25 protein-coding genes and 5 pseudogenes are annotated in these 25,144 nt (G+C 67.1%); 17 read left to right on the top strand and 13 right to left on the bottom strand.

The genetic code is table 11. The features are described from left to right. Positions 1-126 precede the first annotated feature (126 nt). Positions 127-549 carry an arsenate reductase ArsC gene (locus OG978_RS02190; protein ID WP_326763541.1) on the bottom strand — a complete coding sequence of 141 codons (423 nt, stop codon included), beginning with the start codon at positions 547-549 and terminating at the stop codon, positions 127-129. 94 nt (positions 550-643) lie between these two features. On the opposite strand from OG978_RS02190, the gene OG978_RS02185 reads away from it, so the two are divergent. The 4 genes and pseudogenes from OG978_RS02185 to OG978_RS02170 all read left to right on the top strand — a co-directional run bounded on the left by OG978_RS02185 (position 644) and on the right by OG978_RS02170 (position 3,306). Then, positions 644-952, top strand: a complete 309-nt coding sequence (locus OG978_RS02185; RefSeq protein ID WP_326763540.1) for an ArsR/SmtB family transcription factor — start codon at positions 644-646, stop codon at positions 950-952. Beyond that, positions 949-2,076, top strand: coding sequence for an ACR3 family arsenite efflux transporter (gene arsB, locus OG978_RS02180; protein WP_326763539.1), 1,128 nt, complete (start codon positions 949-951; stop codon positions 2,074-2,076). Before OG978_RS02185 ends, arsB begins: the two co-directional genes overlap by 4 nt. 217 nt (positions 2,077-2,293) lie before the next feature. Beyond that, positions 2,294-2,966, top strand: a pseudogene (locus OG978_RS02175) (FAD-dependent oxidoreductase). Between the two features lie 22 nt (positions 2,967-2,988). Next, positions 2,989-3,306: a DsbA family protein gene (locus OG978_RS02170; RefSeq protein WP_326763538.1), complete on the top strand. Its 318-nt coding sequence runs from the start codon at positions 2,989-2,991 to the stop codon at positions 3,304-3,306. Positions 3,307-3,313: 7 nt separating this feature from the next. On the opposite strand, the gene OG978_RS02165 is transcribed toward OG978_RS02170, so the two are convergent. Then, entirely contained in the window at positions 3,314-3,550 is a 237-nt protein-coding gene (locus tag OG978_RS02165; RefSeq protein ID WP_326770313.1) for a hypothetical protein, read from the bottom strand. A 238-nt stretch (positions 3,551-3,788) separates the two neighbouring features. Next, positions 3,789-4,034, bottom strand: a pseudogene (locus tag OG978_RS02160) (NAD(P)-binding domain-containing protein); the annotation flags it as partial. Between the two features lie 122 nt (positions 4,035-4,156). Here OG978_RS02160 and OG978_RS02155 point away from each other — a divergent pair. Beyond that, positions 4,157-4,300: a hypothetical protein gene (locus OG978_RS02155; protein ID WP_326763537.1), complete on the top strand. Its 144-nt coding sequence runs from the start codon at positions 4,157-4,159 to the stop codon at positions 4,298-4,300. A 21-nt stretch (positions 4,301-4,321) separates the two neighbouring features. Here the strand turns inward: OG978_RS02155 and OG978_RS02150 are convergent, their stop codons facing one another. Next, the gene (locus tag OG978_RS02150) at positions 4,322-4,687 is read right to left on the bottom strand and encodes an ArsR/SmtB family transcription factor (protein WP_326763536.1); all 366 of its coding nucleotides are present in this window, start codon (positions 4,685-4,687) and stop codon (positions 4,322-4,324) included. A 289-nt stretch (positions 4,688-4,976) separates the two neighbouring features. Between OG978_RS02150 and OG978_RS02145 the strand changes: the two genes are divergently transcribed. Then, positions 4,977-6,374: an NAD(P)-binding domain-containing protein gene (locus OG978_RS02145; RefSeq protein WP_326763535.1), complete on the top strand. Its 1,398-nt coding sequence runs from the start codon at positions 4,977-4,979 to the stop codon at positions 6,372-6,374. Between the two features lie 60 nt (positions 6,375-6,434). Beyond that, the gene (locus tag OG978_RS02140) at positions 6,435-6,794 is read left to right on the top strand and encodes a VOC family protein (RefSeq protein ID WP_326763534.1); all 360 of its coding nucleotides are present in this window, start codon (positions 6,435-6,437) and stop codon (positions 6,792-6,794) included. On the opposite strand, the pseudogene OG978_RS48175 reads toward OG978_RS02140, so the two are convergent. Further along, positions 6,765-7,425, bottom strand: a pseudogene (locus OG978_RS48175) (hypothetical protein); the annotation flags it as partial. The gene OG978_RS02140 and the pseudogene OG978_RS48175 sit on opposite strands and share 30 nt — an antisense overlap. Before the next feature lie 278 nt (positions 7,426-7,703). Here OG978_RS48175 and OG978_RS02125 point away from each other — a divergent pair. After that, positions 7,704-8,033 (top strand): hypothetical protein, encoded by a 330-nt coding sequence (locus OG978_RS02125; RefSeq protein WP_326763533.1) that lies wholly within the window; start codon positions 7,704-7,706, stop codon positions 8,031-8,033. A gap of 326 nt (positions 8,034-8,359) precedes the next feature. Here OG978_RS02125 and OG978_RS02120 read toward each other — a convergent pair whose 3' ends face one another. Beyond that, positions 8,360-8,839: a hypothetical protein gene (locus tag OG978_RS02120; RefSeq protein WP_326763532.1), complete on the bottom strand. Its 480-nt coding sequence runs from the start codon at positions 8,837-8,839 to the stop codon at positions 8,360-8,362. Positions 8,840-8,902: 63 nt separating this feature from the next. Between OG978_RS02120 and OG978_RS02115 the strand changes: the two genes are divergently transcribed. Beyond that, entirely contained in the window at positions 8,903-9,124 is a 222-nt protein-coding gene (locus OG978_RS02115) for a DUF6083 domain-containing protein (RefSeq protein ID WP_326763531.1), read from the top strand. Positions 9,125-9,485: 361 nt separating this feature from the next. Here the strand turns inward: OG978_RS02115 and OG978_RS02110 are convergent, their stop codons facing one another. Then, positions 9,486-10,046, bottom strand: a complete 561-nt coding sequence (locus tag OG978_RS02110; protein ID WP_326763530.1) for a hypothetical protein — start codon at positions 10,044-10,046, stop codon at positions 9,486-9,488. Between the two features lie 1,492 nt (positions 10,047-11,538). Here OG978_RS02110 and ltrA (OG978_RS02105) point away from each other — a divergent pair. The 5 genes and pseudogenes from ltrA (OG978_RS02105) to OG978_RS02085 all read left to right on the top strand — a co-directional run bounded on the left by ltrA (OG978_RS02105) (position 11,539) and on the right by OG978_RS02085 (position 16,291). Further along, on the top strand, positions 11,539-13,326 hold the full coding sequence (gene ltrA / locus OG978_RS02105) for a group II intron reverse transcriptase/maturase (protein ID WP_326763529.1): 1,788 nt from the start codon (positions 11,539-11,541) through the stop codon (positions 13,324-13,326). Positions 13,327-13,456: 130 nt separating this feature from the next. Beyond that, entirely contained in the window at positions 13,457-14,911 is a 1,455-nt protein-coding gene (gene ltrA / locus OG978_RS02100) for a group II intron reverse transcriptase/maturase (RefSeq protein WP_326763267.1), read from the top strand. A 340-nt stretch (positions 14,912-15,251) separates the two neighbouring features. Beyond that, positions 15,252-15,395 (top strand): annotated as a pseudogene (locus OG978_RS48170) (hypothetical protein); the annotation flags it as partial. Positions 15,396-15,458: 63 nt separating this feature from the next. Beyond that, a complete protein-coding gene (locus tag OG978_RS02090; protein WP_326770312.1) occupies positions 15,459-15,587 on the top strand; it encodes a hypothetical protein in 129 nt (42 codons plus the stop codon). A 5-nt stretch (positions 15,588-15,592) separates the two neighbouring features. After that, positions 15,593-16,291, top strand: a complete 699-nt coding sequence (locus tag OG978_RS02085; RefSeq protein WP_326763528.1) for a transposase — start codon at positions 15,593-15,595, stop codon at positions 16,289-16,291. Between the two features lie 10 nt (positions 16,292-16,301). Here OG978_RS02085 and OG978_RS02080 read toward each other — a convergent pair whose 3' ends face one another. Beyond that, positions 16,302-16,577 (bottom strand): hypothetical protein, encoded by a 276-nt coding sequence (locus OG978_RS02080; protein WP_326763527.1) that lies wholly within the window; start codon positions 16,575-16,577, stop codon positions 16,302-16,304. A 79-nt stretch (positions 16,578-16,656) separates the two neighbouring features. Further along, on the bottom strand, positions 16,657-16,827 hold the full coding sequence (locus OG978_RS02075; RefSeq protein ID WP_326763526.1) for a hypothetical protein: 171 nt from the start codon (positions 16,825-16,827) through the stop codon (positions 16,657-16,659). 276 nt (positions 16,828-17,103) lie between these two features. On the opposite strand from OG978_RS02075, the gene OG978_RS02070 reads away from it, so the two are divergent. Next, entirely contained in the window at positions 17,104-17,772 is a 669-nt protein-coding gene (locus OG978_RS02070; protein ID WP_326763525.1) for an SGNH/GDSL hydrolase family protein, read from the top strand. 1,402 nt (positions 17,773-19,174) lie between these two features. Here the strand turns inward: OG978_RS02070 and OG978_RS02065 are convergent. From OG978_RS02065 to OG978_RS02050, 4 genes and pseudogenes are all read right to left on the bottom strand, one after another. Then, a pseudogene (locus OG978_RS02065) lies at positions 19,175-19,444 on the bottom strand (Tn3 family transposase); the annotation flags it as partial. A 126-nt stretch (positions 19,445-19,570) separates the two neighbouring features. Further along, positions 19,571-20,356, bottom strand: coding sequence for a hypothetical protein (locus OG978_RS02060; RefSeq protein WP_326763524.1), 786 nt, complete (start codon positions 20,354-20,356; stop codon positions 19,571-19,573). 859 nt (positions 20,357-21,215) lie between these two features. Further along, complete coding sequence (locus OG978_RS02055) at positions 21,216-21,905, bottom strand: Imm43 family immunity protein (protein ID WP_326763523.1); 690 nt, start codon at positions 21,903-21,905, stop codon at positions 21,216-21,218. Positions 21,906-21,952: 47 nt separating this feature from the next. After that, entirely contained in the window at positions 21,953-22,279 is a 327-nt protein-coding gene (locus OG978_RS02050; protein WP_326763522.1) for a hypothetical protein, read from the bottom strand. Positions 22,280-22,478: 199 nt separating this feature from the next. On the opposite strand from OG978_RS02050, the gene OG978_RS02045 reads away from it, so the two are divergent. Beyond that, positions 22,479-23,525 (top strand): IS630 family transposase, encoded by a 1,047-nt coding sequence (locus OG978_RS02045; RefSeq protein WP_442817639.1) that lies wholly within the window; start codon positions 22,479-22,481, stop codon positions 23,523-23,525. A 173-nt stretch (positions 23,526-23,698) separates the two neighbouring features. Next, positions 23,699-25,126 carry an NF041680 family putative transposase gene (locus tag OG978_RS02040; protein ID WP_326763520.1) on the top strand — a complete coding sequence of 476 codons (1,428 nt, stop codon included), beginning with the start codon at positions 23,699-23,701 and terminating at the stop codon, positions 25,124-25,126. Positions 25,127-25,144 lie beyond the last annotated feature (18 nt).

Raw genomic sequence — 25,144 nt, 5'->3', positions numbered from 1 at the left:
ATCAGGGAGCCGCCGACGAAGAAGCTGCTGCCGAACAGGACGGGCTCGAGCCGGGCGTGGGCGGCGCAAAGGGCAGCGGTGTGTCCGGCGGGCCGGAGCCGATGATGACGACGTCGCGTATGTCGCTCACACCGTGGTCTCCGGGGCGATCTCTGCGATCAGGCCCTCGACCAGGGTCTTGATCTCGTCGCGGATCGGGCGGACGGCTTCGACGCCCTGTCCGGCCGGGTCGTCGAGCTTCCAGTCGAGGTAGCGCTTGCCTGGGAAGACGGGGCAGGTGTCGCCGCAGCCCATCGTGATGCACACATCGGATTCGCGTACGGCATCGATCGTGAGGATCTTCGGGGTCTCGGCGGAGATGTCGATACCGACCTCGGCCATTGCCTCGACGGCCGCCGGGTTCACGGCGTCGCCAGGGTTGGAGCCTGCGGAGCGGACCTCGACGCGGTCTCCGGCCAGGTGGGTCAGCCAGGCGGTGGCCATCTGGGAGCGGCCGGCGTTGTGGATGCAGACGAACAGGACGGACGGCTTGCCGGAGGACTCGGCCATGTTGATCGTTCTCTCTCGTCGCGTGGCAGTATCAGCTGCCGATGACTTCAGCCCTCGCTGGTATCAGCGGGTAATGATGTGAAAGTATCAGTGCATGCTGACTTCAGTCGATCCTGATCTGATCCGGGTGCTGGGCGATCCGCTCCGCCTCCAGATCGTGACCCTGCTGGCGCGCGAGACGCTCTGCACGACGCACCTGGTCGAGGAGACCGGAGCGAAGCAGACCAACCTCTCCAACCACCTGAAGGTCCTGCGCGAGGCCGGAGTGGTGGAGACGGAACCGTGCGGCCGCTTCACTTATTACAAGCTGCGCCCCGAAGTCCTGGCCGGCCTCTCCGAGCAGTTCGCGGCGCTCGCCGAGTCCGCCCGTACCGCCGCCGGGAACAAGAGGGCCTGCCCGTGACCACCGAGTGCACCACGACGGCCCCCAGCGCCGACCAGGCCACGGGCGGGGACGACTCGATCGTCAAGAAGCTCTCCACCCTTGACCGGTATCTCGCGGTGTGGATCTTGCTCGCCATGGCCGTCGGCCTGGGACTGGGGCGGCTGATCCCGGGGATGAATGGCGCGTTGGCGAAGATCGAGATCGGCGGTATCTCCCTGCCGATCGCGCTCGGCCTGCTTGTGATGATGTACCCGGTCCTGGCCAAGGTCCGCTACGACCGGCTCGACCGTGTGACCGGTGACCGCACGCTGATGGTGTCCTCGCTGGTCATCAACTGGATCGTCGGCCCGGCTGTCATGTTCGCGCTGGCGTGGATCTTCCTGCCGGACCTGCCCGAGTACCGCACCGGTCTGATCATCGTCGGCCTCGCGCGCTGCATCGCCATGGTCATCATCTGGAACGACCTCGCCTGCGGCGACCGCGAAGCAGCCGCCGTACTCGTCGCCCTCAACAGCGTGTTCCAGGTCATCGCGTTCGGCCTGCTGGGCTGGTTCTACCTCGACCTGCTGCCCCGGTGGCTGAACCTCGGCGACGGCCAGGGCCTGGACGTCTCGGTGTGGCACATCGCCCTCAATGTGATTGTGTTCCTCGGTATCCCGTTGCTGGCCGGCTTCCTCACACGCCGCATCGGTGAGCAGAAGATGGGCCGCGAGGGCTACGAGGCGAAGTTCCTGCCGAAGATCGGCCCGTGGGCTTTGTACGGGCTGCTCTTCACGATCGTCATCCTGTTCGCCCTGCAGGGGAAGACGATTACCTCGCAGCCCCTGGACGTCGTACGGATCGCCTCGCCGCTGCTGGTCTACTTCGCGGTCATGTTCTTCGGCACCTTCCTGCTCGGCAAGGCCCTCGGACTGGCCTACGACCGCACCGCGACACTGGCGTTCACCGCAGCGGGCAACAACTTCGAGCTCGCCATCGCCGTCGCCATCGCGACCTTCGGCGTCACCTCCGGCCAGGCTCTGTCCGGAGTCGTCGGCCCGCTCATCGAGGTACCCGTCCTGATCGGACTCGTGTACGTCGCGCTCGCCTGGCGCAAGAAGTTCGCGCCCGCAGCACTGACGACCGCCGGGAGGGACGACTGATGCGCTGCCTCGGCTGCCGCACCACGGGAGGAGCGAACAGTCCCACCGTCGGCTCTGCCAGGGCTGCGGAGCCGGAGTCTGCGCGGCGCATGCCCGCATCGCGCCCCGGAACATGCGTCGGGGCAGCCTGATCGGAACGCCTGGTGGTCGAAGCGCGGACGGTGCTGTGCCCGGAGTGTGCCGCAGTCGGGGCGCCGGCCATGGCGGCTCTGACCCGGTGACCGGGGTGGTGGACGTTGTGGTGATCGGCGGCGGGCAGGCAGGACTCGCCGCCGGGTACCACCTGCGCGGCAAGAATCTGGACTTCGTGATCCTCGATGCCCAGAGCACGCCCGGCGGGGCCTGGGCGGCACACCTGGGACTCCCTGCATCTGTTCTCCCCGGCCGCGTTCTCCTCCCTGCCCGGCCGCATCATGCCCGCCCAACCGGGCCAGGAATACCCCGACACCGGGCACGTGGTGAAGTACCTGACCGACTACGAGCAGCGCTACGGTCTGCCCGTCCACCGCCCGGTCCGCGTCCAAGCGGTGCGCCGGGACGGTACCCGCCTGCGGGTGGAGACGGACTTCGGCGACTGGTCGGCGCGGGCGGTCATCTCGGCGACCGGTACCTGGTGGCGCCCCTTCCTGCCCGCCGTCCCCGGCCGGGAGGTCTCCACCGGCCGCCGGCTCCACACCACCGGCTTCCGCCCCGCCCTCTCCCACCTCGCCCCGCTGAGCCTGCGCGGGACTCGCGGCCACATCGCCACAGACGGCACCCGCGCGGTCAGCGAACCACGGCTGCACCTGCTCGGCCACGGCGACTGGACGGGGCCGGCCTCCGCCACCCTCATCGGCGTGGGGCGCCCCGCACGCGAGGCCGTCCGGCAGATCGCCGAGCTGCCGGCCTGAGTGCCTGCGGCATGCTGGAGGCATGCGGGTCGAGGTCGTGGTCGTTAAGGAATGCCCGAACGAACAGCTGGCTGTTGGCCGGTTGCGGCAGGCGCTGGAGGCGGCCGGGCTGGACGAGGCCGATGTCGTCACACGGGTGGTGACCGACCAGGCCGAGGCCGAACGCATCGGCTTCACCGGCTCCCCGACCATCCTCATCGACGGTGAAGACCCGTTCGCAGAAGCCGGACAGGCGCAGGGGATGGCTTGCCGTCTCTACCGCACGCCCGAAGGCCTGGACGGTGCACCCAGCGTTGCCCAGCTGCAACAGGCACTCGCGACCGCCTCCCGCCACTCCTGATCTCGACTCACCCGGCCACTGCGGTACGCAATCGCTTCAGGACGTGCTCGGCATCCCGGCCGACGCCGCGCAGGGTTTTGGAGGAGAAGTTGCGCTGGAACTCCATGCCGACGAAGCCGAGACCCGGCACCGGAGTGGAGAGGCCGCTCTGATGCAGCGGCTCGCCGTTGGTGCCGAGAGCACCACTGCCGTGCAGAGGGGAAGGTGAGACAGTATCCGGTGGCGAGCTGGACCGCGCCGACATCTTCCTTCGTTCCGTCGGCCCACACGACACCCTCGCTCGTGAAGCGGCTGAACATGTCGCGCCGGTCGACGCCATGCTGGTCCAGGGCGGTGCGGTAGCGACCGTCATCGGGCACCGAGACGGGGATCTTCGCCAGCAGCCGCCGGATCGGTGCGACGTCGAGGCGGGTGTGCTTGAGCCACCAGGGCAGGTCCCGGCCCAGCGGGCGCTGGGGTGTCCATCCGATCGGGCGTTGGGTGGCCAGGGTGGTGTCGGCGAGCGGGCCGGGTTCGGCGGCGATCTGGGTCGCGGAATTGCCCCCGCCGACCACGACGAACCGCTGCCCGGCGAACGTGCCGGGGCTGCGGTAGTCGGCGGCGTGCAGCACCCGGCCGCCGAAGTTCGCCCGCCCGCCCGGAACGTCCGGAACAAGGGGTGTGCCGTAGTCACCGGTCGCGGCGATGACCGCCCGCGCGGTGAACTCCCGCCCGTCATCGGCCCGCACGGACCAAGCGCCCCGGGTGAGGCTGTCGTAGTAGCGCGGCCAGGATCCGTCCGGTTCCTCGGCCCCTACAGCACCAGAATGCGGGTGAAGCCGCGGCGCGGGGCCGGGGCCGCGGTGGCCTGGTGATCTCCCGTAAAGAAGCCAAGCAGGTCTTCTACCGGGCCGACGGCGCCACTATGGCGAAGCGCGTCTCCGCACTCCAGGCGTATCCGGCGCGCTGCTGCCCGTCCGACTGCACGGGCCGACCCGTCGGCGCGGGCCGTTGACTGATGGCCGTTGGCTGTTGGTCAGGAGCGCAGGTCGAGCATGGCGGACATGGCCGCCACGACGGAAGGGGCGACTTGGTAATAGACCCAGGTCCCGCGCCGCTCCGAGGTCAGGAGCCCGGCCTCGCGCAGCTTCTTCAGATGGTGGGAAACGGTCGGCTGGGAGACGCCGACGTCGGAGATATCGCACACGCACGCCTCACCGCCCGGATGCGAGGCGACCTTGGAGAACAGGCGCAGCCGCACCGGGTCGGACAGGGCCTTGAACATCACGGCCATCTTCTCCGCGTCATCCTGCGACAGCTCCCCAGCGGTGATCGGCGGGCAGCACGGCACCACGGCCCCCGCGTCCAGGACCGGCGCCTCCGCAAACTCTGACTTCGACATATGTCTATGTTGACACTTGTCGATACCGGTGGCAAGCTCCGGATGCCGAAGGACATCGACAGGCGTCGAAGCAAGGGGGTGTCGTGACCGCACTCATCCGCACCGCTCTCACCACCGCCGGGGCCCGACGCACGGCCCGCCACGTGGCTGGCATCTGCTTCTGCGATGGCTGTGCACAGGTCTGCTGTGACAGCGCTTGCCGGGGCACGGCCCACCAGCGGCGCACCCAGCTGTCCGCCTTCTCTTCCGTCCGCTGATTCGTAGCACCTACTCAGGGAGATCGACCGCCATGACCATCACTGCAGACCTGCCGGTTGTTGTTATCGGCGCCGGTCCCGCCGGGCTGGCCGCCGCCGCCCACCTGGCCGAGCGCGGCATCACCCCGCTGGTCCTGGAAGCGGGACCGGCCGCCGCCTCCGCGGTACGCGACTGGTCGCATGTGCGGCTCTTCTCCGCCTGGGGCGAGGTCACCGACCCGGCCGCCGAGAAGCTCCTGGCACCGACCGGCTGGACCAAGCCCGACGCGGCCACCTACCCGTCCGGCGGGGACTGGGCCGAGCAGTACCTCCAGCCGCTGGCCGACGCCCTGGGCGACCGCGTCCGCTACACCGCCACCGTCACCGGAGTCTCGCGCGCGGGCCGTGACCGTATCGTCGACGCCGACCGCGAAGCCCAGCCCTTCGTCGTCCACTTCACCACTGCCGACGGCGGTGAGGAGCGCGTCTTCGCCCGCGCGGTCATCGACGCCTCCGGCACCTGGACCACGCCCAGCCCGGCCGGGGCCGACGGCCTGCCAGCCCTCGGTGAGAAGAAAGCGGCCGACCGCATCACCCACCGCGTCCCCGACCTCAAGGACCCGGCCGTCCGCGCCCGCTACGCGGGCAAGCGCACCGCTGTGATCGGCTCCGGCGCCTCCGCTTTCACCGCCCTGGCGACCCTCGCCGACCTCGCGAAGGACGTGACAGCCACCCACGCGGTATGGATTCTGCGCCGCGGCATCAGCGGCGCGACCTTCGGCGGCGGCACCGCCGACCAGCTTCCCGCCCGCGGCGCCCTCGGCCTCGCCGCGAAGGCCGCCGTCGATAACGGCCACGCCGGTGCGATCACCGGCTTCCGCACCGAAGCCATCGACCAGGACGACGACGGCCGTCTCGTCCTGGTCGGCGAGGACGGCCGCCGTCTGGACCCGGTGGACGAGGTGATCGTCCTGACCGGCTTCCGCCCCGACCTGTCCTTCCTCTCCGAGATCCGCCTCGGCCTCGACGAACGACTCCAGGCCCCCGTCGAGCTCGCCCCGCTGATCGACCCCAACCAGCACTCCTGCGGCACCGTCTACCCCCACGGCCACCGCGAGCTCTCCCACCCCGAACCTGGCATCTACCTGGTCGGCATGAAGTCCTACGGCCGCGCCCCGACCTTCCTCGCCATGACCGGCTACGAGCAGGTCCGTTCCGTCACCGCCGCCATCGCCGGTGACACCGAATCCGCAGACCGCGTCGAACTCACCCTCCCCGAAACCGGAGTCTGCGGCGGCGCCGGACTCTTCGATGACCCGGCAGCCGACCAGGCCGACGACGGAGGCTGCTGCGCCGCACCGGCACCCGCGCTCGTACAGATCGGCGGCGGCACCTCTCTGCCGGTCACGGCCACCGAGGAACCACCGGCCGGCGACTGCTGCGGAGCCTGAACCACCGCGCCCCAGCCCGCTGACGGCTGGGGCGCTTCCCTCTGCGTCAGGAGGAACGTCATGTCCCGAGTGCAGCTCGCACTGCGCGTCCCCGACCTTCCCGCCTCGATCGCCTTCTACAGCAAGCTTCCTCGGCACCGAGCCGGCCAAACTGCGCGACGGCTACGCCAAACTTCGCCATCGCCGACCCCCCCGCTCAAACTCGTCCTCGTCCAGGGCCCGCCGGACGAGGAGGCGCGCATGGACCACCTCGGCGTCGAAGTCGACACCACCGAGGCCGTCCGTGCCTCCGCCACCCGCCTCGCCGACCAGGGCCTTGCAACAGACATCGAAAACGGCCGTCGACCCCCGCCGAGCGGGATGCCTTCATCGTCGTGCTCGTGGCCGACATCAAGTCCTGGGCCGCGTATCGGGTCGTGATCGGATGGTGGTCCGGATGAGGTCTTTGATCCAGGTCATCGCGGCACAAAGGCGGAGGCCGGCAAGGCAGCTGTCCGGGTCTTGTCGTAGCGGGTGGCGATACCCTTGCCCGGCCTTCAGCTTGTTGATCAGGCGCTCGACGGTGTTGTGCTGCCTGTACAGCTCGGCATCGTGACTGACGGGCCGGCCGCCCCTGCTGCCCTTTCTCTTCCGGTTGGCGGCCGGCGACGGCGCCCGGCCGGGTGCGGGGGCGGCAGACGGGGCTGCGGATTCGTATCGTGCCCAGCACGGGGGTGAACTGCTGGCTGGCGTTCGTCCTGCCTGGCCTGCGGTCAGGGACGAACGTCGGCGGGCGGCACCTGCGGTGGGCGGCGAGGCGGAGCTTGCTGGTCTGCCCGCCCCTGGAGTGTCCGAGGAGAGCGGCCTTCAGCCGCAGTTCTATCCGTTCTTCTCCTCCTTGGGGACAGCCTTCTCCGGGGCAGTGATGACGTCTCGCCCAGGGGTATCCCGGTAGCGTCGTAGTGAGTGCGCGCGGTGGTGGAGTCGATGCTGACCAGGGACAGGTCCACCTCACCCCTCTTCGAGGCTTCGGTGATCAGGCCCCCAGCAAGGCCTCGAAGATGTCTGCGTCTTCGCAGGCAGGACCGGTTATGGCGGGAGTCGTGTGCCTTGTCGCCCCGTACTCGGTCCGGTCGCCTGCGGGTCCTGGAGCCTGTCTCATTGACCGGCCGGTGATTCGCGGCGGGGCCGGTCGGGTCGTGCCCGTATACGGAGACCCTCATTCGGCCGTTGCTACCACCGTTCAGGTCCGGATGACCATGTACGGGCCTCAGGGGGTCAAGGATACTTTCCCCTGTACTGCGATCAACTCCAAGACGGGCATCGGCTCGACGGTCTGGAAGGAACCTAGTGGTGGCAACGCTTCCAGAGATCACAGCCCTGTTGGGCGAACCCCGGTTCCACTGGTCGGATCCGGCTCCGTGGATCGAACTGGAGCGGGAACTCGGTATCGAATTTCCTGCGGACTTCCGTGAGTTCGTGGACGCCTACGGTTCGATCGAGATCAACAGGGAGTTGTATCTGAAGCACCCCGCCGGCCATCTTCTGCACAGTCTGGGAGAGAACATCAGGAGGGATCTCGAGCTCTGGCGCGAGGAGGACATGGCGGAGTTCCTGCCGAGTCCAGTGGGGGGCGAACTCCGGGGAATTGATGCCGGTGGCGTCGGCAACGACGGGTGAGGCGGTTTTCCTTCGCGTTCCCGACGACCCATCGTCGCCCTGGCGCGTCGTGGTCCAGGAGTTCGACAGTCCGGCCTGGACTCTTTACGAGATGACGTTCAGTGAGTGGTTGCTGGCTTATCTCAAGGGCAGGGACGTGACGTTGTGTTCTCGCAACTTTGCGCCTGACGGCCCGTTCTGCAAATTCCTTCCCTGAAAATGCCTGGGGTGGTATCTCCTGTCCTGGTGACAGGAGATACCACCGTGTGCAGATTTACCCGTGATCACCTGGGCCACGTTACGGTGTCTGGGTGGTCAGTATCCCTGCTCCGCTCGGGGGGTCATGTTCACTCCTGGCCGGGATCTGGTTTCGTGTCAGTCCGGCTGCCGCAGGACTCGCAAACGTGGCTGTCGATCGCGGTCACCAGGTCGTGAGCCGCTGCCTGCACGGCGGCATCCTCGTTATGGGCCAGCACGTCCGCCATGCTCCTGCCGTCGAGCACGGCTCGGTGAGCTGCGTGCTGCACCTCGATCTGTGGAGGATTGGCGTGTTCGAGGATCGACTGCAGCAACTCGATCACGCCGGCCCGACTGGTGACGGATTCGGTCACCGCGAGATCCCACAGAAACGGAACCGCCTCGACGGTCGCGTCGAAGACAGCCAGCTCACCGAGCCACAGACCGAGATCACTCAACGCTGAAGCACTGGTCCGAGCGTCACCCCACGCTACCCGTGACAGCCGACCCGGAACCTCTACCGCTGATCCGTACGCGTGCGTCAACTCATGCCACCGAACGCGGCTCATGCCCTTGAGGATCGTCCCCACCACGCACTCCATTCCTGCTGCCTGTCCTGCGACGCCAAGCGCCCCCATTTCACCCCACGACCCATGTTGACCACGAGCCTCGCCCGCCACGCCGAAGAGGCGTTACCAGAACTCGCCAACATTTCCGTGACCACCGATGCGCGGATCGCGCACCGCACGGTCTGCCCCTACCTCCAGCCCGAAGACCGCTGGCCTTGGACCACCGCGCTCCGACAGGAGAACGAACGACGGGCGCAGCGCCTGTTCAACCTCCCTGAAGACTGGGGCCTCCCCGGCGCCGGCTGACCACAGTGTCAGCCGGTGCTGCGTGCCGCGGCCGGGTCGATCCGCTCCGGCCCCGCTGCCGCCGGTGTCTGGGTTGCTGGCGGCGGCACGGCATCTGAGATCGCGTCATGCCCGGTCCTCCGATGGCATGACGCGACCTGATGCCCGCGAGACTGTTCTCCTGCGGGGCTCAAGCCGGGGAACGGCCCGTCCGCAGCCTCTGGCGTACCTGGCCGGTGGTTCGACGTCTACTGGCGGGACCACGTGCTGAAGACTTGCTGAACGTCTGCGCCAAGCACGTCGCGGAGCCGCTGGAATGTGGACCGCAGCGTCCCTGTACCGGCCCATGTGGCGAGCGGAGGTACCGGGCGAGCGGGGGCCACTACCCCGGGAAGAGGGCGACCGCCTGTCCGCCGGCCAGCGCGTTGAGCCGTGCGGCCGCATCGTCGTTGAGGAAGAAGAGCGTCATGGCCTGGCCGTTGTGCCGGACACGGAAGCGCCAGTCCCCGTGTTCCAGCTCGTCGATGAGATAGCCGACGACCATCAGGTCGGCCCAGTCGTCCCTGACTTCGATGGGCCAGTTGACCCGTCGGCCGTCGGCCGTGTACTCGATCCACGCCTCCTCTGCGCCGAGGTCGACGTGGTCCCGCAGGCCGGACAGGGCATCCGGCAGGCCGGCGATCCGGCACAGCTGCCGGGCGATCGCCACGTACGAACCCCGGCCGCGGACGCACTCGGTGTCGAAGTGCCACGCCCGGTCGCAGAACCACCGCTCCCACGGCTCGTCCTCGACCGCGCAGCCCAGCGCGAACAGCACCAGGTCGAATGGCTTGCACTCGTATGCCTCCCGCGGCCACGAGTACAGCAACTCGTCCACGGTCCGGTCAGCCGCGAGCGGCAGCCCCAGTTCCGCCAGCCTGTCCAGCTGATCCTCAAGACGCATGACCGGGATCGTAACCGCCACTTCTGACAACGCCCCCGGACGCTACGAGGCGGGCTCTGCCCCGGGGTGCCGCAGCGCCAGGGTTCGGCACGCTCATGCCGGTCGGCGGGATGACATCCGCCAGACGCCGCATGCACGCTGCCGCCACGCCCAGGTGAGGCTGTAACAATGGCGCTGATCACCCCGCCCGCACGGGCAGGGCTTGGCCGGGCATGCCTTCTCCTGTTCCACACGTGGCTTCGTTCATCTCTGGGGTTCTGGCTCAACCTCCGTTTGCGCCGTGAGGCGCTGTTGGTTCGAGTGGAGGTGGAAGGCCTGCACCAACCCGCTGTCGCAGCAGCTGGGTTGAAGCTGAGGGCAGCCTGATCCGGGTGATGCCGGGGAGGGTGAGAGCGGCCCTGACGAAGCCGGGACGTGTCCAGTACTGCCAGATGGGGCGGGTCCGGCAAGTGTGATGGAGAGGAGTACGCGAGGAACCGGCGTTTTACGTCTCTTAACGAGCCTCCGGCTCCAACCTGGTGGATCTGGGCCGGAAGCGGTGCGTACTCGGGTCATCCTTTCGGGTGGTCTGACAACTCCTGGGTCGGTTTACGAAAGCTGGCCGGGAGGCCACGAGGAAAGCCTGCGGCGTACTCGTGGCGATGCCGCAGGGACACAGTCGGGCTCCTACTCCGTCGAGCGAACCACAGTGAACACGGGAACCGTCCCGAACCTCGCCCCGCTACCTGTCTCCAGCAGGCTGCCGGGGCTGGGCGCATCGACCGCCGATCGGTCCGGGACGGGGCGGAGCCGCCGTAGTACTCCGAGGCCGGGGTGCGACACGAAAGTCGCACGAGTTGAGTGAGCTTCATCGAAGGAGGTCGGCTGATGCCGAAGGTGTAGTTACGGATCAGTGTTCGAGGATCTGTCCCCGGCCTGACGTGCGTCGCTGGTAACGGCGGGGTGCGAAGCTCAGGTCTCCAGGCCCAAGGGCTCCCGTTCCATCCGGGAGTTACAGGTCACGGGGAAGGCCGACAGGGTGAACAGTGTGAACCCCTGGTGATGCCTCGTCATCGGAAGCCCCGCAGATGGGTCGTTGCAGTGGGGTCAAGGACTGGCCGTTGAGAAGCGGCAGGCGCCGACCGGAAGACGCTAGTCCGGTCGGGAGAACACCGCCGTCCTCGGGGTATAGGGGGCACCCGACCCGGCCGCACCTCACTCGTGCGGAACGTGACAACCCCGTTGGAGTCCACAGACGCCACGACGTCTACGGCAAGCCGACCGCAAGGAAGGCCCGATTCTCCAGCGGGCGCAGGATGGCCTCAGAAGCCAATGCCGGCGGCCGAAAGGCAGCGGGAAATCGAGACACCATGACCGGCTCTCCGCCGGCCGTCTCGCATAACCGGCCGGATACGGGCTGGTGCCCGGACCCGAAAGGGTGCTGACGGAGGCCAGGTGAGCCTGTGGAGAGACGAAGAGAACGACACCGGAACCGAAGGGCAAGTTGGACGCCATGACGAAGACGCAGGTGAAAGCCGACGTAGACGTGATGGCGAACGGACCGGAGGACAACATCCCCGACTGGCACGATATTGACTGGCGTGCCGTCGAGGATGAAGTACGGCGTCTGCGACAGAGAATCTTCACGGCATCGCGGGAAGGCGACCTCAAACGAGTTCGCAACTTGCAGAAACTGATGCTTCGTTCCCGTGCCAACACGCTGCTGAGCGTGCGGCGCGTGACGGAGATCAACGCTGGGCGCAAGACCGCCGGAGTGGACGGGCGAACGGCGTTGCTGCCCCAGTCGAAGACCAAACTGGCCGACTGGGCGCAATACCGTGCGAAAACCTGGACGCCTTTGCCGGTCAAGCGCGTGCATATTCCCAAAGCAGACGGAAAGAAGCGCCCACTGGGGATTCCGGTCATCGCTGACCGGACACTGCAAGCGCGGGTGGTCAACGCGCTGGAACCCGAGTGGGAGGCGCGGTTCGAGCCGAAGTCGTACGGCTTCCGGCCCGGCCGCGGCTGCCATGACGCGATATCCGCCATCTACTTGACGCTGAAAGGCAAGAATCCCCAGCGGATGTGGGTGCTGGACGCGGACTTGAGAGCGGCGTTCGACCGCATCGACCACGGGCACCTGCTCGCCCAACTCGGCACGTTCCCCGCCAGGGAACTGGTCAAGCACTGGCTGAAGGCCGGAGTGGTCGACGGCGGCCGGTTCGCCCCGACAGAGGAAGGCACCCCACAAGGGGGAGTCGTCAGCCCTCTGTTGCTGAACATCGCTCTGCACGGAATGGAACAAGCCGCCGGAGTCCGATACCGCAAGCTCGGCACGAATGCCGCCGAGTCGGTTGAAGGTTCCCCGGCCCTGATCAGGTACGCCGACGATCTTGTTGCGCTGTGTCACAGCCATGACGAAGCCCAACAGGTCAAGGCGAAGCTCGCCGAATGGCTGCTGCCCAGAGGACTGGCGTTCAACGAGGACAAGACAAGAATCGTCCACGCTGACTCCGGTTTCGACTTTCTGGGATTCAACGTCCGCCGCTATGACGGAAAGCTGCTGATCAAACCGAGTCCGGCGGCTCTGAAACGAATCCGGGAACGGCTACGCACCGAGATGTTGGCCCTGCGAGGGTCCAATGTCAGTGCGGTGCTGCACAAGATGGATCCGATCGTGCGCGGCTGGTCGGCCTACTACCGGACGGTGGTCTCCAGTGCGGCGTTCACCGCGCTGGACGACTACATGTGGAAGCTCACCTACAAGTGGGCCAAGCACGGCCACCAGAACAAATCGAGGAACTGGATCGTCAACCGGTACTTCGGTCAGTTCAACAAGTCCAGCAAGAACCGCTGGGTATTCGGCAACCGGGAGACCGGTGCTCACCTGCGGAAATTCTCCTGGACAAAGATTGTTCGACACCAGATGGTCCCGGGCACATCGTCTCCGGACGATCCAGCCCTGGCCGAATACTGGGCCAAACGGCGGCGCAAAGAGAAACCCCTGCCACTGGACGCGTTCGGAATGCGGCTGCTGACGTCGCAAGACGGCCGCTGCCCGCTGTGTCGGGGCTTCCTCCTGCACGCCGACCACCAACCGCAGAGCCCGGCTGAATGGGAACAGTGGATGGCGGTGGTCCGAAGGGCAATGACGAAGCAATACCTCGTCCTCGCTCCGGACCAGGGCACGTCGAACGTGGTCCTTCGTTTCGTGCACACAGCCTGCCGACGTCGGCGTTCTGCCGGTATCGCGCCAGGTCCAGCAACCCTGCAAACCCGCGAGCCTTCAGGGCTTGCTTGAGCCGGATGCCGGGATGACTGGCACGTCCGGTTCTTAGGGGGCTCCGGCGCGGCAACGCGCCGGAGCTACCCGACAAAGCCGGCCGCATGGGGAAGGGCGGCAGCGGTATCGAGAAGGGAAGGACGCTGCAATGCCGGAAGATGCCCCGCCGAATGGCGGAGCCCCGGGCCCTCGGGCCCGGGTACTGGAGATGCAGGCCAAGCTTCACCGTTGGGCGGTGGCCGATCCCGGCCGCCGGTTCGATGACCTGTTCAACTTCGTGCACGATCCGGCGACGCTGTTGGTGGCGTTCGACCGGGTCGCGGGCAACCGGGGAGCCCGGACTCCCGGCGTCGACGGCCTGACCGCCACCGACGTCGAGGAATCCATCGGTGTCCCCGGATTCCTGAACGACCTGCGGGTCGCCGTCAAGGGCGGTGCGTTCTGTCCTCTGCCGGTGCGGGAACGCAGCATTCCCAAGCCGGGAGGCTCGGGAAAGGTCCGTAAACTCGGGATTCCGACGATCGCGGACCGGGTCGCTCAGGCAGCGCTGAAACTGGTGCTGGAACCGATCTTCGAGGCCGACTTCAAGCCGGTCTCCTACGGGTTCCGGCCCCGACGGCGGGCCCAGGACGCCATCGCCGAGATCCACTATTTCGGCACCCGGGGATATCGCTGGGTGCTGGATGCGGACATCGAGGCGTGCTTCGACTCGATCAACCACACGGCCCTGATGGACCGAGTGCGTCATCGGGTGAAGGACAAGCGTGTCCTGTCGCTGGTCAAAGCCTTCCTCAAGGCCGGGATTCTTACTGAACTCGGTGAGAACAAGGAGACGTTGACCGGCACCCCGCAAGGCGGCATCCTCTCCCCGCTGCTGGCGAACATTGCTCTGTCGGCGCTCGATGAGCACCTGCACGAGACGTGGGAGCCGGGCGGGACGATGGCCACCGAAGGTAAACGCGCCCACCGGCGCCGCAAGGGTCGGCCGACGTGGCGGGTCGTCCGCTACGCGGACGACTTCGTCGTCCTGGTGCACGGCACCGAGGCCGACACTGCGGCACTGCGCGAAGAAGTCGCTGACGTGCTCGAACCTCTGGGATTGCGCCTGTCGCAGGCGAAGACCCGGATCGCGCACATGAGTGATGGGTTCGACTTCCTGGGCTTCCGCATCCAGTGGAAACGCAAAGGAGGCACGGACAGATGGCACGTCTACACCTTCATCGCGGACCGGCCCATCCGGTCCTTGAAGGCGAAGGTCCGTGCTGTGACAGGCAGGACATCGCAGCAGGATCTCGCCACCGTGCTGATCAGACTCACTCAGATCATGCGCGGTTGGGCCAACTACTTCAAGCACGCTGTCGCCAAGCATGTCTTCACGAAGCTTGACGCCTTCGTGTGGTGGCGTCTGATCCGCATGCTGCGGGAACGTCACCACTGGAGTTGGGGCGAAGTCCGCCGCCGGTTCACCACCCCCACCGGGCGGTGGCTACCGATCGCGGCGGACGGGGCCGAACTGTTCCAGATCGCATCGGTCACGGTCAGCCGTTACCGATACCGGGCCAGCAGGATCCCCAACCCATGGCACCCTGCGAACCCCGTCTGACGGCAGAGACCGTGGAGAGCCCGTTGCGCTGAGAGGCGCACTGCGGGTTCGGCGAGAGGTCCGGAGAAACGGACCGGGAGCAATCCCGGCACCGCGCTCCGGGCCTACTCAGCGAAACGCACACGTTGAGTGACGACTGACACCTGCAGCGTCTCGGGGAAGATGCCTGAAAATGATCAGTGACGGCGCTCGTGTGGCCATAGTTCGGTCCCGTGAAAGAAATATTGCGTCCGCTGAAGGAGCTGTTGTTCCCGTCGGTCGCAGACGTGACGATGCTGTCGGTGGACGCGAGCGACGAGACCGTACGTATCGAGGCTTGTAGTGCGACGGCGGTGGCCGAGTGTCCGGGTTTCGGGCGCCGGTCGAGCCGCGTCCACAGCTCCTACCTGCGCCTGGCATCGAGGTCGTCTGCCGGGATCGCGCTCCGTTCTTCGCGGAAGGTGCCAGGACTGGGGCGCCGCAAGCGGTCCAGGTCGCTGACCGGTGGCATCTGTGGCACAACCTCAGCGAGGCCGCCGAGCGGGCCGTTGCTCGCCACCGTCAGTGCTTGCGCGTCCTGATCCCCGAACCGGTCGAGGAGAGAGCCGACGAGCCCACACCGCCCGAGAAGGCCCCGGCCTCGCCCTGGAAGAGCGACCGGTTCGCCAACCGCATCCGGCCAGGCACGCTACCGTGAACGCGATGCTGAACGCCGGCCACAGCCGCCGTTCCGTCGGCCGCCAACTCCACATGACGCACCGCACCGTCAAGAGCCTTGCCGACGCCGTCAGGCCGGAAGACCTCTTCAGTGGTCGATATCAGTTCGACCGAGCCTCCGTTCTGGACGAGTACAAGCCCTACCTCGACGACCGCTGGAACGAGGGCTGCACCAACGCCTGGAAGCTCTGGGAGGAGATCGTCCCGCTCGGTTACAAGGGCAGCTACGGCATTGTCAGCGCCTACATCAGGAAGAAGCGCACGTCACCCCGGCCGATCACAGCACAGCCCCCGCCACCCCGCTTGGTGGCCAGATGGATTCTCAGCCGCCCAGAATCGCTCACGGAGATCGAACAACTCCGACTCAAGGCCGTCCTGGCCAACTGCCCCGAGCTTGACGACCTTACTGGCCAGGTCCGGTCCTTCGCCCAGATGCTCACCGAGCGCCAGGGCGAACGGCTCCCCGAGTGGCTCGACGCCGTCCGCCAAGACGACCTGCCCAGCCTTCACACCCTCGCCGCGGGCATCGACCGCGACCGCGATGCTGTGATCGCCGGTCTGCCCCTGCCCCGGAGCTCAGGCGTGGTCAAGGGCCACATCAATCGGATCAAGATGCTGAAGCGCCAAATGTTCGGCAGGGCCGGCTTTGGCCTCCTCCGCAAGCGCGTCCTGCTCTACTCGTAGAGCGCACAGGTCAGGCTGCATCCTCAAGCAGCCCGAAGTTCTCCGGAAACCCCTCCAGAAACTCCCGCCGAGCCGGATCGGCCTCTGCCTCGGCCATCGTTCCAAGCAGGTCGATCAACTCGCCCCGCTGGTCACTCGACAGCTTGCTGACCAGATGGGCAACGCCCTCCAGAACCTTGACGGCGTCGTCCGGATCCACTTGTTCGTCTTCACTGCCTTCGACGAACCACAAGACATCGACCAGAGCCTCGGTCAGGACATGTGTCAAAGACGGGTACACGGACACGAGCACGGTCTCCCAGCACGTCAACGACAGAGTCCGGCCATCCCACCACACACCGCTGACATCACGGTCAGTCAGCTCTTCACGGAATGTGTGCCAGAACCGACTCGCAGCAGCAGTAGTTCACGGAGGTGGGAGGCACTCGCAGAGCGGCGAGGCCGATGTCCACCAGTCCGGGCAGCAGCCCGGAGAGAGGCGGGAAGTCGGCGACGGCGCAGCCACCACCGACCAGCTGTCGCCGTAGCCAGCGCATTTGTCCCTGAGCCACCGGGAGCCGCGGACGATCAGCCGGCGGTCGCCGTCCAGGCCCTGTTCTCGTATAGCTACGGCCATGTGGCGTGTAGCTCTGCGTGGCTGATCGGCGCTGCGACCAGGGGCGATCGGGCGGCGGAGCTGTGGTGTCGGTGGCATGTCGGGGGCTGTCGGTCCGATGTCGGTGGGGCCTGGCACCTTTCATGAGGTCCTGCCGGGTGCCCATCCGGCTGTGGCTCTCCGCATTCCTCTCCTCACCCGAGTTCAAGGAGCGCACATGACGATCACTGTCCGACCGGGAAGCACCGTGATGTTCACCGGCGATTCGATCACCGACTGCCAACGGCTGGAGAGCGAAGACGGTCTCGGGTTCGGCTACCCGCTGCGCGTCGCGGGCGAGTGGGGACTGCGGCACCCGGACCGGCCCGTGACCTGGCTGAACACCGGGATTGGCGGCAACAAGGTGATGGACCTCGAAGCCCGTTGGCAGACAGACGTACTCGACGCGCGACCGGACGTGGTGTCGATCCTCGTCGGGGTCAACGACATGGGCTGGCACACGCTGGACCCGAAGGGGTACGTGATCCCCGTGGAGGAGTTCGAAGCGGGTTATGACCGCCTGCTCACGCCCCTCGCCGAGGCGGGCACGAAGCTGATCCTCATCGAGCCGTTCCTCCTGCCGATCCACGGCGTCGTCGAGGCCGGTGCCGGTGTCGTGCTCATCGGAGAGGAAGAGCGAAAGGAATGGCGCACCGACCTGGACCCGAAGATCCAGATTGTGCGCAAGCTCGCCCGCAAGTACGGCGCGCATGTGCTCGCCGCCGATGGCATGTTCGCCGAGCTCGCCGCGACGACCGGGCCGGAGTACTGGGCCGCGGACGGCGTACACCCGACGCCGGCCGGTCACGCCGCACTCGCGGCGGCCTGGCTGCGCCTGGTCGCGTGACCGGAAATCGCAATCACCCGCGACACCGGCGATCGCGGACGAGAGGAAACGACAGCCGGAACATCACCCAGCATTGCTCGCCACCTGGCCGTAGCTGTACGAGAACAGGGCCGTCTACCGGGCGTCGTCGTGAACATCCGCGGCGCGTCGCCAGTGGTGATGCCTCCCGAACTGCTGTCGAAGCGCTGCTCCCTGTCACGTACAAAGCCACGAGGGTGAGGGCAGTGGCCGGTGCGCGTACGGCGGGGCTGTCCAGGGTCAGCACGGCCACCACACGCTGCGGATCGGCGACGCACTGGTCGATGGGGCAGCCCAGCGGACCCTCCTGGACGTTCTGGAGCGGGCCCAACAGATCGCTGGTGCCCGGCTCGCTCGCCTGTCGTTTGCGACCCGGCCCACAGGGCGGTGACGGCCAGGGCAACGACCGGGGCTGTTCAGGCCGCTTGCAGTGTTTCGCCGGTCCGGGGATGGGCGGCACTGGGGTAAACGGGCTGGCGGGTGAGGCACCGTAGCATCAGCCTGATCGCCGCGAGGTTGAGCGTTGCCTCGGAGCTCTCTGCCAGTCGTTCATGTTCCCTGACCAGGCGTCGGGCGTACATCGCCCACGCCCGAGATCCTTGCACCACCCAGCGACGCTGCAGGACTACGCAGCTTTTGAGTCGATTGCGGAGCGGGCCACGTGTGACGCGCTACGGGCTGAGTGGTGCGGCCAGCACCGGCCGATCGGTGGCCGGTCGGTGGCCGGTCGGCTTCCGACGTGCCACGGCGCTCACCTGACCGGTCAGCTGTCGAGGCGCTGCTGGCCGGTGCCCCCGCACTGCAAGCAGTCCATTCCGAGACCACACTCGATACACCGCTGGCCGTTAATGAAGCCCAGGCCCTCGCATTCGGTGCATGTGCCCCAGCCGTCACACATGCGGCACAACCGGTAGCCGGGCATCATCGTCTGTGGCGTTGCCGCGCGCGGCGGACGTATCCAGCGGGCGTGGAACCATACGGTGGGAGCCTTGCCCCACACGCCCATGCCGCCGAACGGCCGGCTGAAGAGGCCCGCCTCGAATCCGTCGCGCCGTGCATTCAGGTGGGGCCCCCAGACGCCCTCGCTACTCTCGATGCACCAGCCTGCCGCGACCATCGCGTCAGAGGCGGCCGCACTCGCATAGGGAGTGCCGGGCAGAGTCATACGCATCGTGAACTGGCTGCCCATGGCCCCGCGCGTGGTGCGCCGTTCCTGGATCCGCTCCTCGACCTCCGGTTCCACGCCGCGTGCGACGGCGGCCGCGATGGCCCTCAATTCGCTTCGCAGCCAGTTCGCCGAACGCTCGAACTCCTCGGCCGCGCCCCGGATTTCCTCACTCAAAGCCACCTCCGCCTCTCTTTGGATCCCCCGGTCCTCCCTCGGTGGCGAGAGGCGGGCCACGTCCTCGTCCTTGATGTCGTGGCCCTGGGTACGCAGCTGGGCGATGGCGGCGTCCAGGTAGCGGTTGTTCCAGAGCACGACGGCGTTGAGGACGAGCCCGAGGGCGGCGAGCTGGTCCTCCTGTCCGTCCCGGTGCGCCTGGCGGATCGGCCCGCGGCCGCCGTGACAGATCGCGCGGGCCAGGCGGTGGCGGGACTCCTGGACGGTGAGCTGCTGGTTCATCAGTTGCCGGTAGGTGTCGTCCATCGGGTCGGGCACCCTCGTACCACCTCTTCGGTCTTCATCGTTCGTGCTCATCGCCGAGGACATCTGCGCAGTGCTCCTCGCGGGTCTTGAGCGGTGGTTGGGAGCGGCGTCGTCCTGAAGCGGCCGGACCGTTCATACTGGTCGCGGCCGCGAGCAGTACATGCGCCGGGACCGGGTCCGGCGCTGGAAGGCAGAGCGGCCTTCTCCAACGGAGTCGGTCGAGCACAGGAACCACAGGCTGCGCAGGCCGTCCACCAACAACTGGGCGGGGCGCGAGCCGGGAGGGTGGGCCTGGCGCGCGGTGGTCCATTCCACGAGCATGCGGCCTGCCAGCCGGGCCATCCTGGGTGAGTCCAGCTCGAATCGGCGGCTGCAACCTTCCGACGCCATGTACCACATGGCGTCCAGGGACTCTCTCACCTGCTCCCGCAGGGCCCTCAGATCGTCGTCGGTCACAGCCAGAAAGGTCTCAAGCCGCTCCAGGCCGGAGGTTTCGCTGCGCTCTGCGAGCTGCTCGCTGTGGCAGTGCGCTGCGAGCAGCCACGCTGCACGGGACAGTTCGGGCGGTCCGGCGAACGCCATGGCGGCGCGCAGGTCCGCCATGAACACGCTGTCACGCGTGGGCAAAGCCGGCGCATTCAGCCAGATCAGTACGCCGCGGACTCGTTCATCGAGCTCGGCGCGCGATGCTGTCGCCAGGTCGCGGCGGCGTCGGAGGTTGTCTCTCATCTGCTGGACGGCCGCCTTGTTCTCCATGTCCAGGGAAGCTGCGGATTCTGCCCAGTCGTACCAGGGCCTGTCCTGCTCACGATGTTCCGCCGGGATCCGCTGCAACGCCTCGTTCTCCCGTTTCCGGATCTTGCTGTACTGGGGAAAGTAGTTCTTGAGTAGGGCAGCGCGTACGGGATCGGAGGGCACTGGGACCTCATTGAAGAACGCCAGAAGAGCCAGGTCCTCGTTCGTTCTGCACAGCGGAGCACATACCAGGAGCCCTGTCACGAGGGCGGCTGTCTCCGGCGGGTAGACCTTGGCGCTCCCGATCCGCACCAGGGTGTCCGGCCCAGGCCGGGGAATCAGCCCGGCCGTTCGCCACCGCTCCAGCTGGTAGGGGCTCAGTTCCAGTCCGGATGCTGCTGTGAGCTGGATCAAGTGCCTGTCGGCCGCGTTGGGTTCAGTTCTCACCATAGGCTCAAGCTACGAAAGAGGGTTCCGATGTTTCTGTGAGTGAGCGCGGGGACAAGGGTATCCGCTGGGGGGAGGTGTGGGTGGAGCACCCGACAGCCACAGTCGAGGAGGCACCAGAAGCTCCTCCGGTACCAGGCGGGCGCCGTGCTCGTAGGCGAGCTGTCGGATTCCGAAGTGTGCAAGTGGCCCCGTGGCACGTGCGACGGACCAGCGGGGACACACGGGCACCGTCCTGTCAGGGCGACCACACCGGCCGTACGGGCAGCCAGACCTGACCGCCCGTCGAGAGCCTCTCCCGCGCGCCGGCAGGAAAGATGGGCTTCCACCACACATCACCCACTTCCGAGCAACTGACGCGGATAGAGGCCAAAAGGCCCCGAGAACGCGCGGGGCACTGTGGGAAAGGAGGACGAATGGATGAAGAACCAGGAAGCCGAGAAGCAGAAGGAGAGCTTCGTACGCCGAGTGGCCACTAAGTGGTCGGCTCTCGAAGTCCTTCGGGGGTTGACTCCGGGCTGGTTGTGGGTGTGTCCGCTGTCAGGTGTCGAGGGCGACGAGGTGGAGGATCGTCGCACGGAGGCGGAGCGTCCGGTCACGCGCTGTGGATAGCCCCGATCTCAGGCAGCTCCACGAACTCGACCCCCCTCGGCCTGAACCGCTTCGCACCTTCGGTGAATCTCTCCGAGCAGAAGGCAACACCCAGGAGCGAGATGCAGTCGAGGAAGAACAGGTCGCGCTCCGGTGATTTCCTGAATCGGAGCTCCCAGACCTTCTTGATCTGCCCGTCGCGGCGGTAGTCGATTTTCGACCTCTCGAGGTCGACCACGTCCTCGACCTTCAGCAGCTCGGCCCGGGGGAACTTTACAAAGAAGTAGTCCTTCACCGAGATCCGTTTGCCCTTGGTGGACACCGCATGCAGCCTCGCGGCCTGCCAGCTGCCAGTGTCGGTGGACTGCATCAGGGACAGGAAGTCGCCGCTGACAACGTGCCCGTCGAACGACGTATGGAAGTCGAAGTCGTATGCCCGGTCCTTCGCGATCAGCCACAGCTCGGGCGGAAGGTCGGCCAGCGGGGCGTGGCCCATGGCGTGGTGCCAGGTGTACTGCATCGACCTGTCGTAGCCATTGTCCGAGAACGCCTCGTGGATCATTCCGTTGAGGAAGACGGGGCAGCGGGCCTCTTTTTTGTATGCCAACGCGAAGTACAAAGCGTCCATCACCGTTCGCCAGCCTGACGCGGAGTCGGCCTCCGCCACCGCCAGCTTAGTGGTCGGCTCCGGCAATCCTTCGGGGGTTGACTCCGAAGCCGCTGCTGTGTGTGTCGCTGGGGTCAGAGTTCGGGTCGGGCGAGGTGGAGCTGGCAGGCGCAGTCGAGGGTGTCTTCGGGGCTGCCGGCGAAGGCGCCGGTGGGTAGCAGGGAGTCCTCGTAGCGGTCGCTGCTGGCGTAGTAGAGGGCGAAGCCCCATCGGCTGGCGGTGCCGCCGTAGCGCAGGCGCATCAGCTTGACCCGCTCGCCGTCTGCCAGTTCGCCCTCTACGTAGGCGAAGGCACCGCGGTGGCGGATGTGCAGGTCCGTCAGTTGCGGCCAGGCGGTGCGGGCGTACTGGGTCAACTGCTGGGCGAGTGACAGCTGGGTGGACTCCGGCGTCGTGGGCATGACGGCCATCCTGCCGGATCGTCCCGGCGCCGGATGCGGCAGACTACGGCCCGCCGTGATCCACTTCTGCCGATCGGTCCATCTGCTGTGCCCGTTGCCCCAGCCCGTCCGATAACCCTGACCGCTGCCGAGCGGCACCGGCTGAAAAAGATGGCCTACGGCCACAAGACCGGGCACCAGGCCCGGCAGCGGGCGACCGTTGTGCTGCTGGCGGCACGCGGCCGGGGCAAATGCCCGGATCGCCGCCGAGACCCGTCTGCACGTGGATACCGTGCGGACCTGGCGCGGCCGGTTCGCCCAGGGCGGGCTGCCGGCCCTGGCCGACCGCAAACGCTCCGGGCGTCCCTCCCGCTTCACCCCCGTGCGGGTCGCCGAAGCCAAGGCCCTGGCCTGCCAGTTACCCGCCGAGACCGGCACGCCCCTGTCGCGCTGGTCGTGCCCGGAGCTGGCCGCCGAGCTGACCGCGCGCGGCGTCACCGACACCGTCTCGGCGTCCACCGTGCGCCGTTGGCTGCGCGAGGACGCACTCAAGCCCTGGCAGTACCGGTCCTGGATCTTCATCCGGGACCCGGACTTCCGCGCCAAGGCCCAGCGCGTCCTTGACCTGTACGCCCGAACCTACGAAGGCGAACCCCTCGGCGCGGACGAGTACGTGGTCTCCAGCGACGAGAAGACCTCGGTCCAGGCCCGCTGCCGCTGCCACCCGACCCTGGCCCCGGGCCAGGCCAGGGCGATGCGCGTCAATCACGAGTACGGCCGCGGCGGTGCCGTGGCCTACCTGGCCGCCTACGACGTCCACCAGGCGAAAGTCTTCGGCCGCTGCGAGGCCACCACCGGCATCGTGCCGTTCATGGCCCTGGTCGAACAGGTCATGGCGCAGGAGCCCTACGCCGGCGCGAAGCGCGTCTTCTGGATCGTGGACAACGGCTCCTCGCACCGCGGCAAGAAGGCCATCGACCGCCTGGCCGCCAAGTTCCCGAACACCGTCCCGGTCCACGCCTCCTGGGTGAACCAGATCGAGGTCTTCTTCTCCATCGTGCAACGCAAGGTCGTCTCGCCCAACGACTTCACCGACCTCGATCAGGTCAGGGATCGGCTCCGAGGGTTCGAAGACCGCTACAACGCCACGGCACAGCCGTTCCAGTGGAAGTTCACCACCTCCGACCTGGACGATCTGCTGGCCCGGATCGACCGGCACACGCTCACCGACCGACACCAAGAATCCTCCGTCGCACTGGCTGCCTGATCAACCCCCGAAGGACTTCCAGCGTCGACCACTAAGCTTGGCGTTTATCGTCCGCGGTCGAACGTAGCGTCGAACTTGGTGTCGCTTTCGGCTGAGTGCCTGACGCGAGAGCGGCCTTCGCCTGATCCTGTGCTCCGTCACAGAGGCACTTGACCAGCACGAAGGCCGGAACAATGAGTCTGCTGCAGCGGGATGCGTTTGCCGAACTGTCGGGCTTCCGGACGGAGTTCTATGCCTGCCTGACCAAGAGGCCCGACGCCTTGTTCGAGCTGAGTGACGCCTTGCTGTGTGCGGACGGCCCAGTGAGGACGTTGGTCGAGCTGTCCCTGGCGCCTGAGCATCAGCGTGGGCATGGTGCGTTGTACGGCGGGCTGAACCTCGGGCATCTGGATGTGGCACGGCTGCGCCGGGCGCTGGCGGGTCTGCCGCTTCCCCGGACGGCGGAGGGGCGGTTGGTCTTGGCGGTCGATGTCAGCAACTGGTTGCGGCCTGATGCGAGTACCAGCCCGGATCGGCTGTTTTGCCATACATACGGTCGGGGCAGGGGCTCGGCCCAGATGATCCCCGGGTGGCCCTACTCCTTCATTGCCGCTCTGGAACCGGGGCGGACGTCGTGGACTGCCATGCTGGACGTGGTCCGGCTGTGTCCGTGGGACGACGCGATCGCCGTCTCCGCAGCCCAGGTCCGGGACGTGTTCCAGCGGCTGTATGTGACAGGGCAGTGGCAGATCGGTGACCCGCCCGTCCTGGTCGTCGTCGATGCCGGCTATGACGTGACCCGTCTGGCTTTCCTGCTCGCGGACCTGCCCGTGGAACTGTTGGGCCGGATGCGTTCGAACCGCGTCCTGTACTTCCCGCCCCCGCCACAGCCGGCGGGCAAACGCGGGCGCAAGCCCAAGCGCGGGGCGGAGTTCGCGTTCGAGGTTGCGGCCACTCAGCCGATCCCGTCGGTCACCACGGTGACCGACACCACCCACTACGGGAAGGCCGTCGCCACTGCCTGGGATCGACTGCACCCACTACTGGTCCGGCGCTCGGCCTGGGCCAACCACCCCGAAGGAGACCTGCCGGTCATCGAAGGCACCGTCATCCGTGTTCAGGTCGACCACCTCCGTGGAGACCGCAGCCCCAGGCCGGTCTGGCTGTGGTGGTCGGCCACTGCCGCGACTGCTGGGGATGTGGACCGGCTCTGGCAGGCATTCCTGCGCAGATTCGACCTTGAGCACACCTTCAGGATGTTCAAGCAGACGTTGGGGTGGACCGCTCCCAAACTCCGCGAGCCGGCCGCCGCCGACCGCTGGACCTGGCTCGTCATTGCAGCCCACACCCAACTCCGCCTTGCCCGGCCCCTCGCAGAAGACCTCCGCAATCCCTGGGAGCGGCCCGCCCGCCAAGGGCGCCTCACACCCGCGCGCGTCCGTCGAGGATTTCGCCGCCTCCACGGGAAAACGCCTCAGCCGGCCAGCGCACCGAAACCCAGCACCGCAGGCCCCGGCCGGCCAATTGGGATGAAGAACAAGCACCGCGCACGCGAGCACCCCGTCGGGAAACAGGACAAACCAAACCTCGCGGCAGCCATCACAAACAGCAGAGCTGCATAAACGCCAAGCTAACGACTC

This window comes from Streptomyces sp. NBC_01591, from assembly GCF_035918155.1.
Classification (GTDB): domain Bacteria; phylum Actinomycetota; class Actinomycetes; order Streptomycetales; family Streptomycetaceae; genus Streptomyces.
This window is presented reverse-complemented; position numbering and strand designations above follow the sequence as displayed.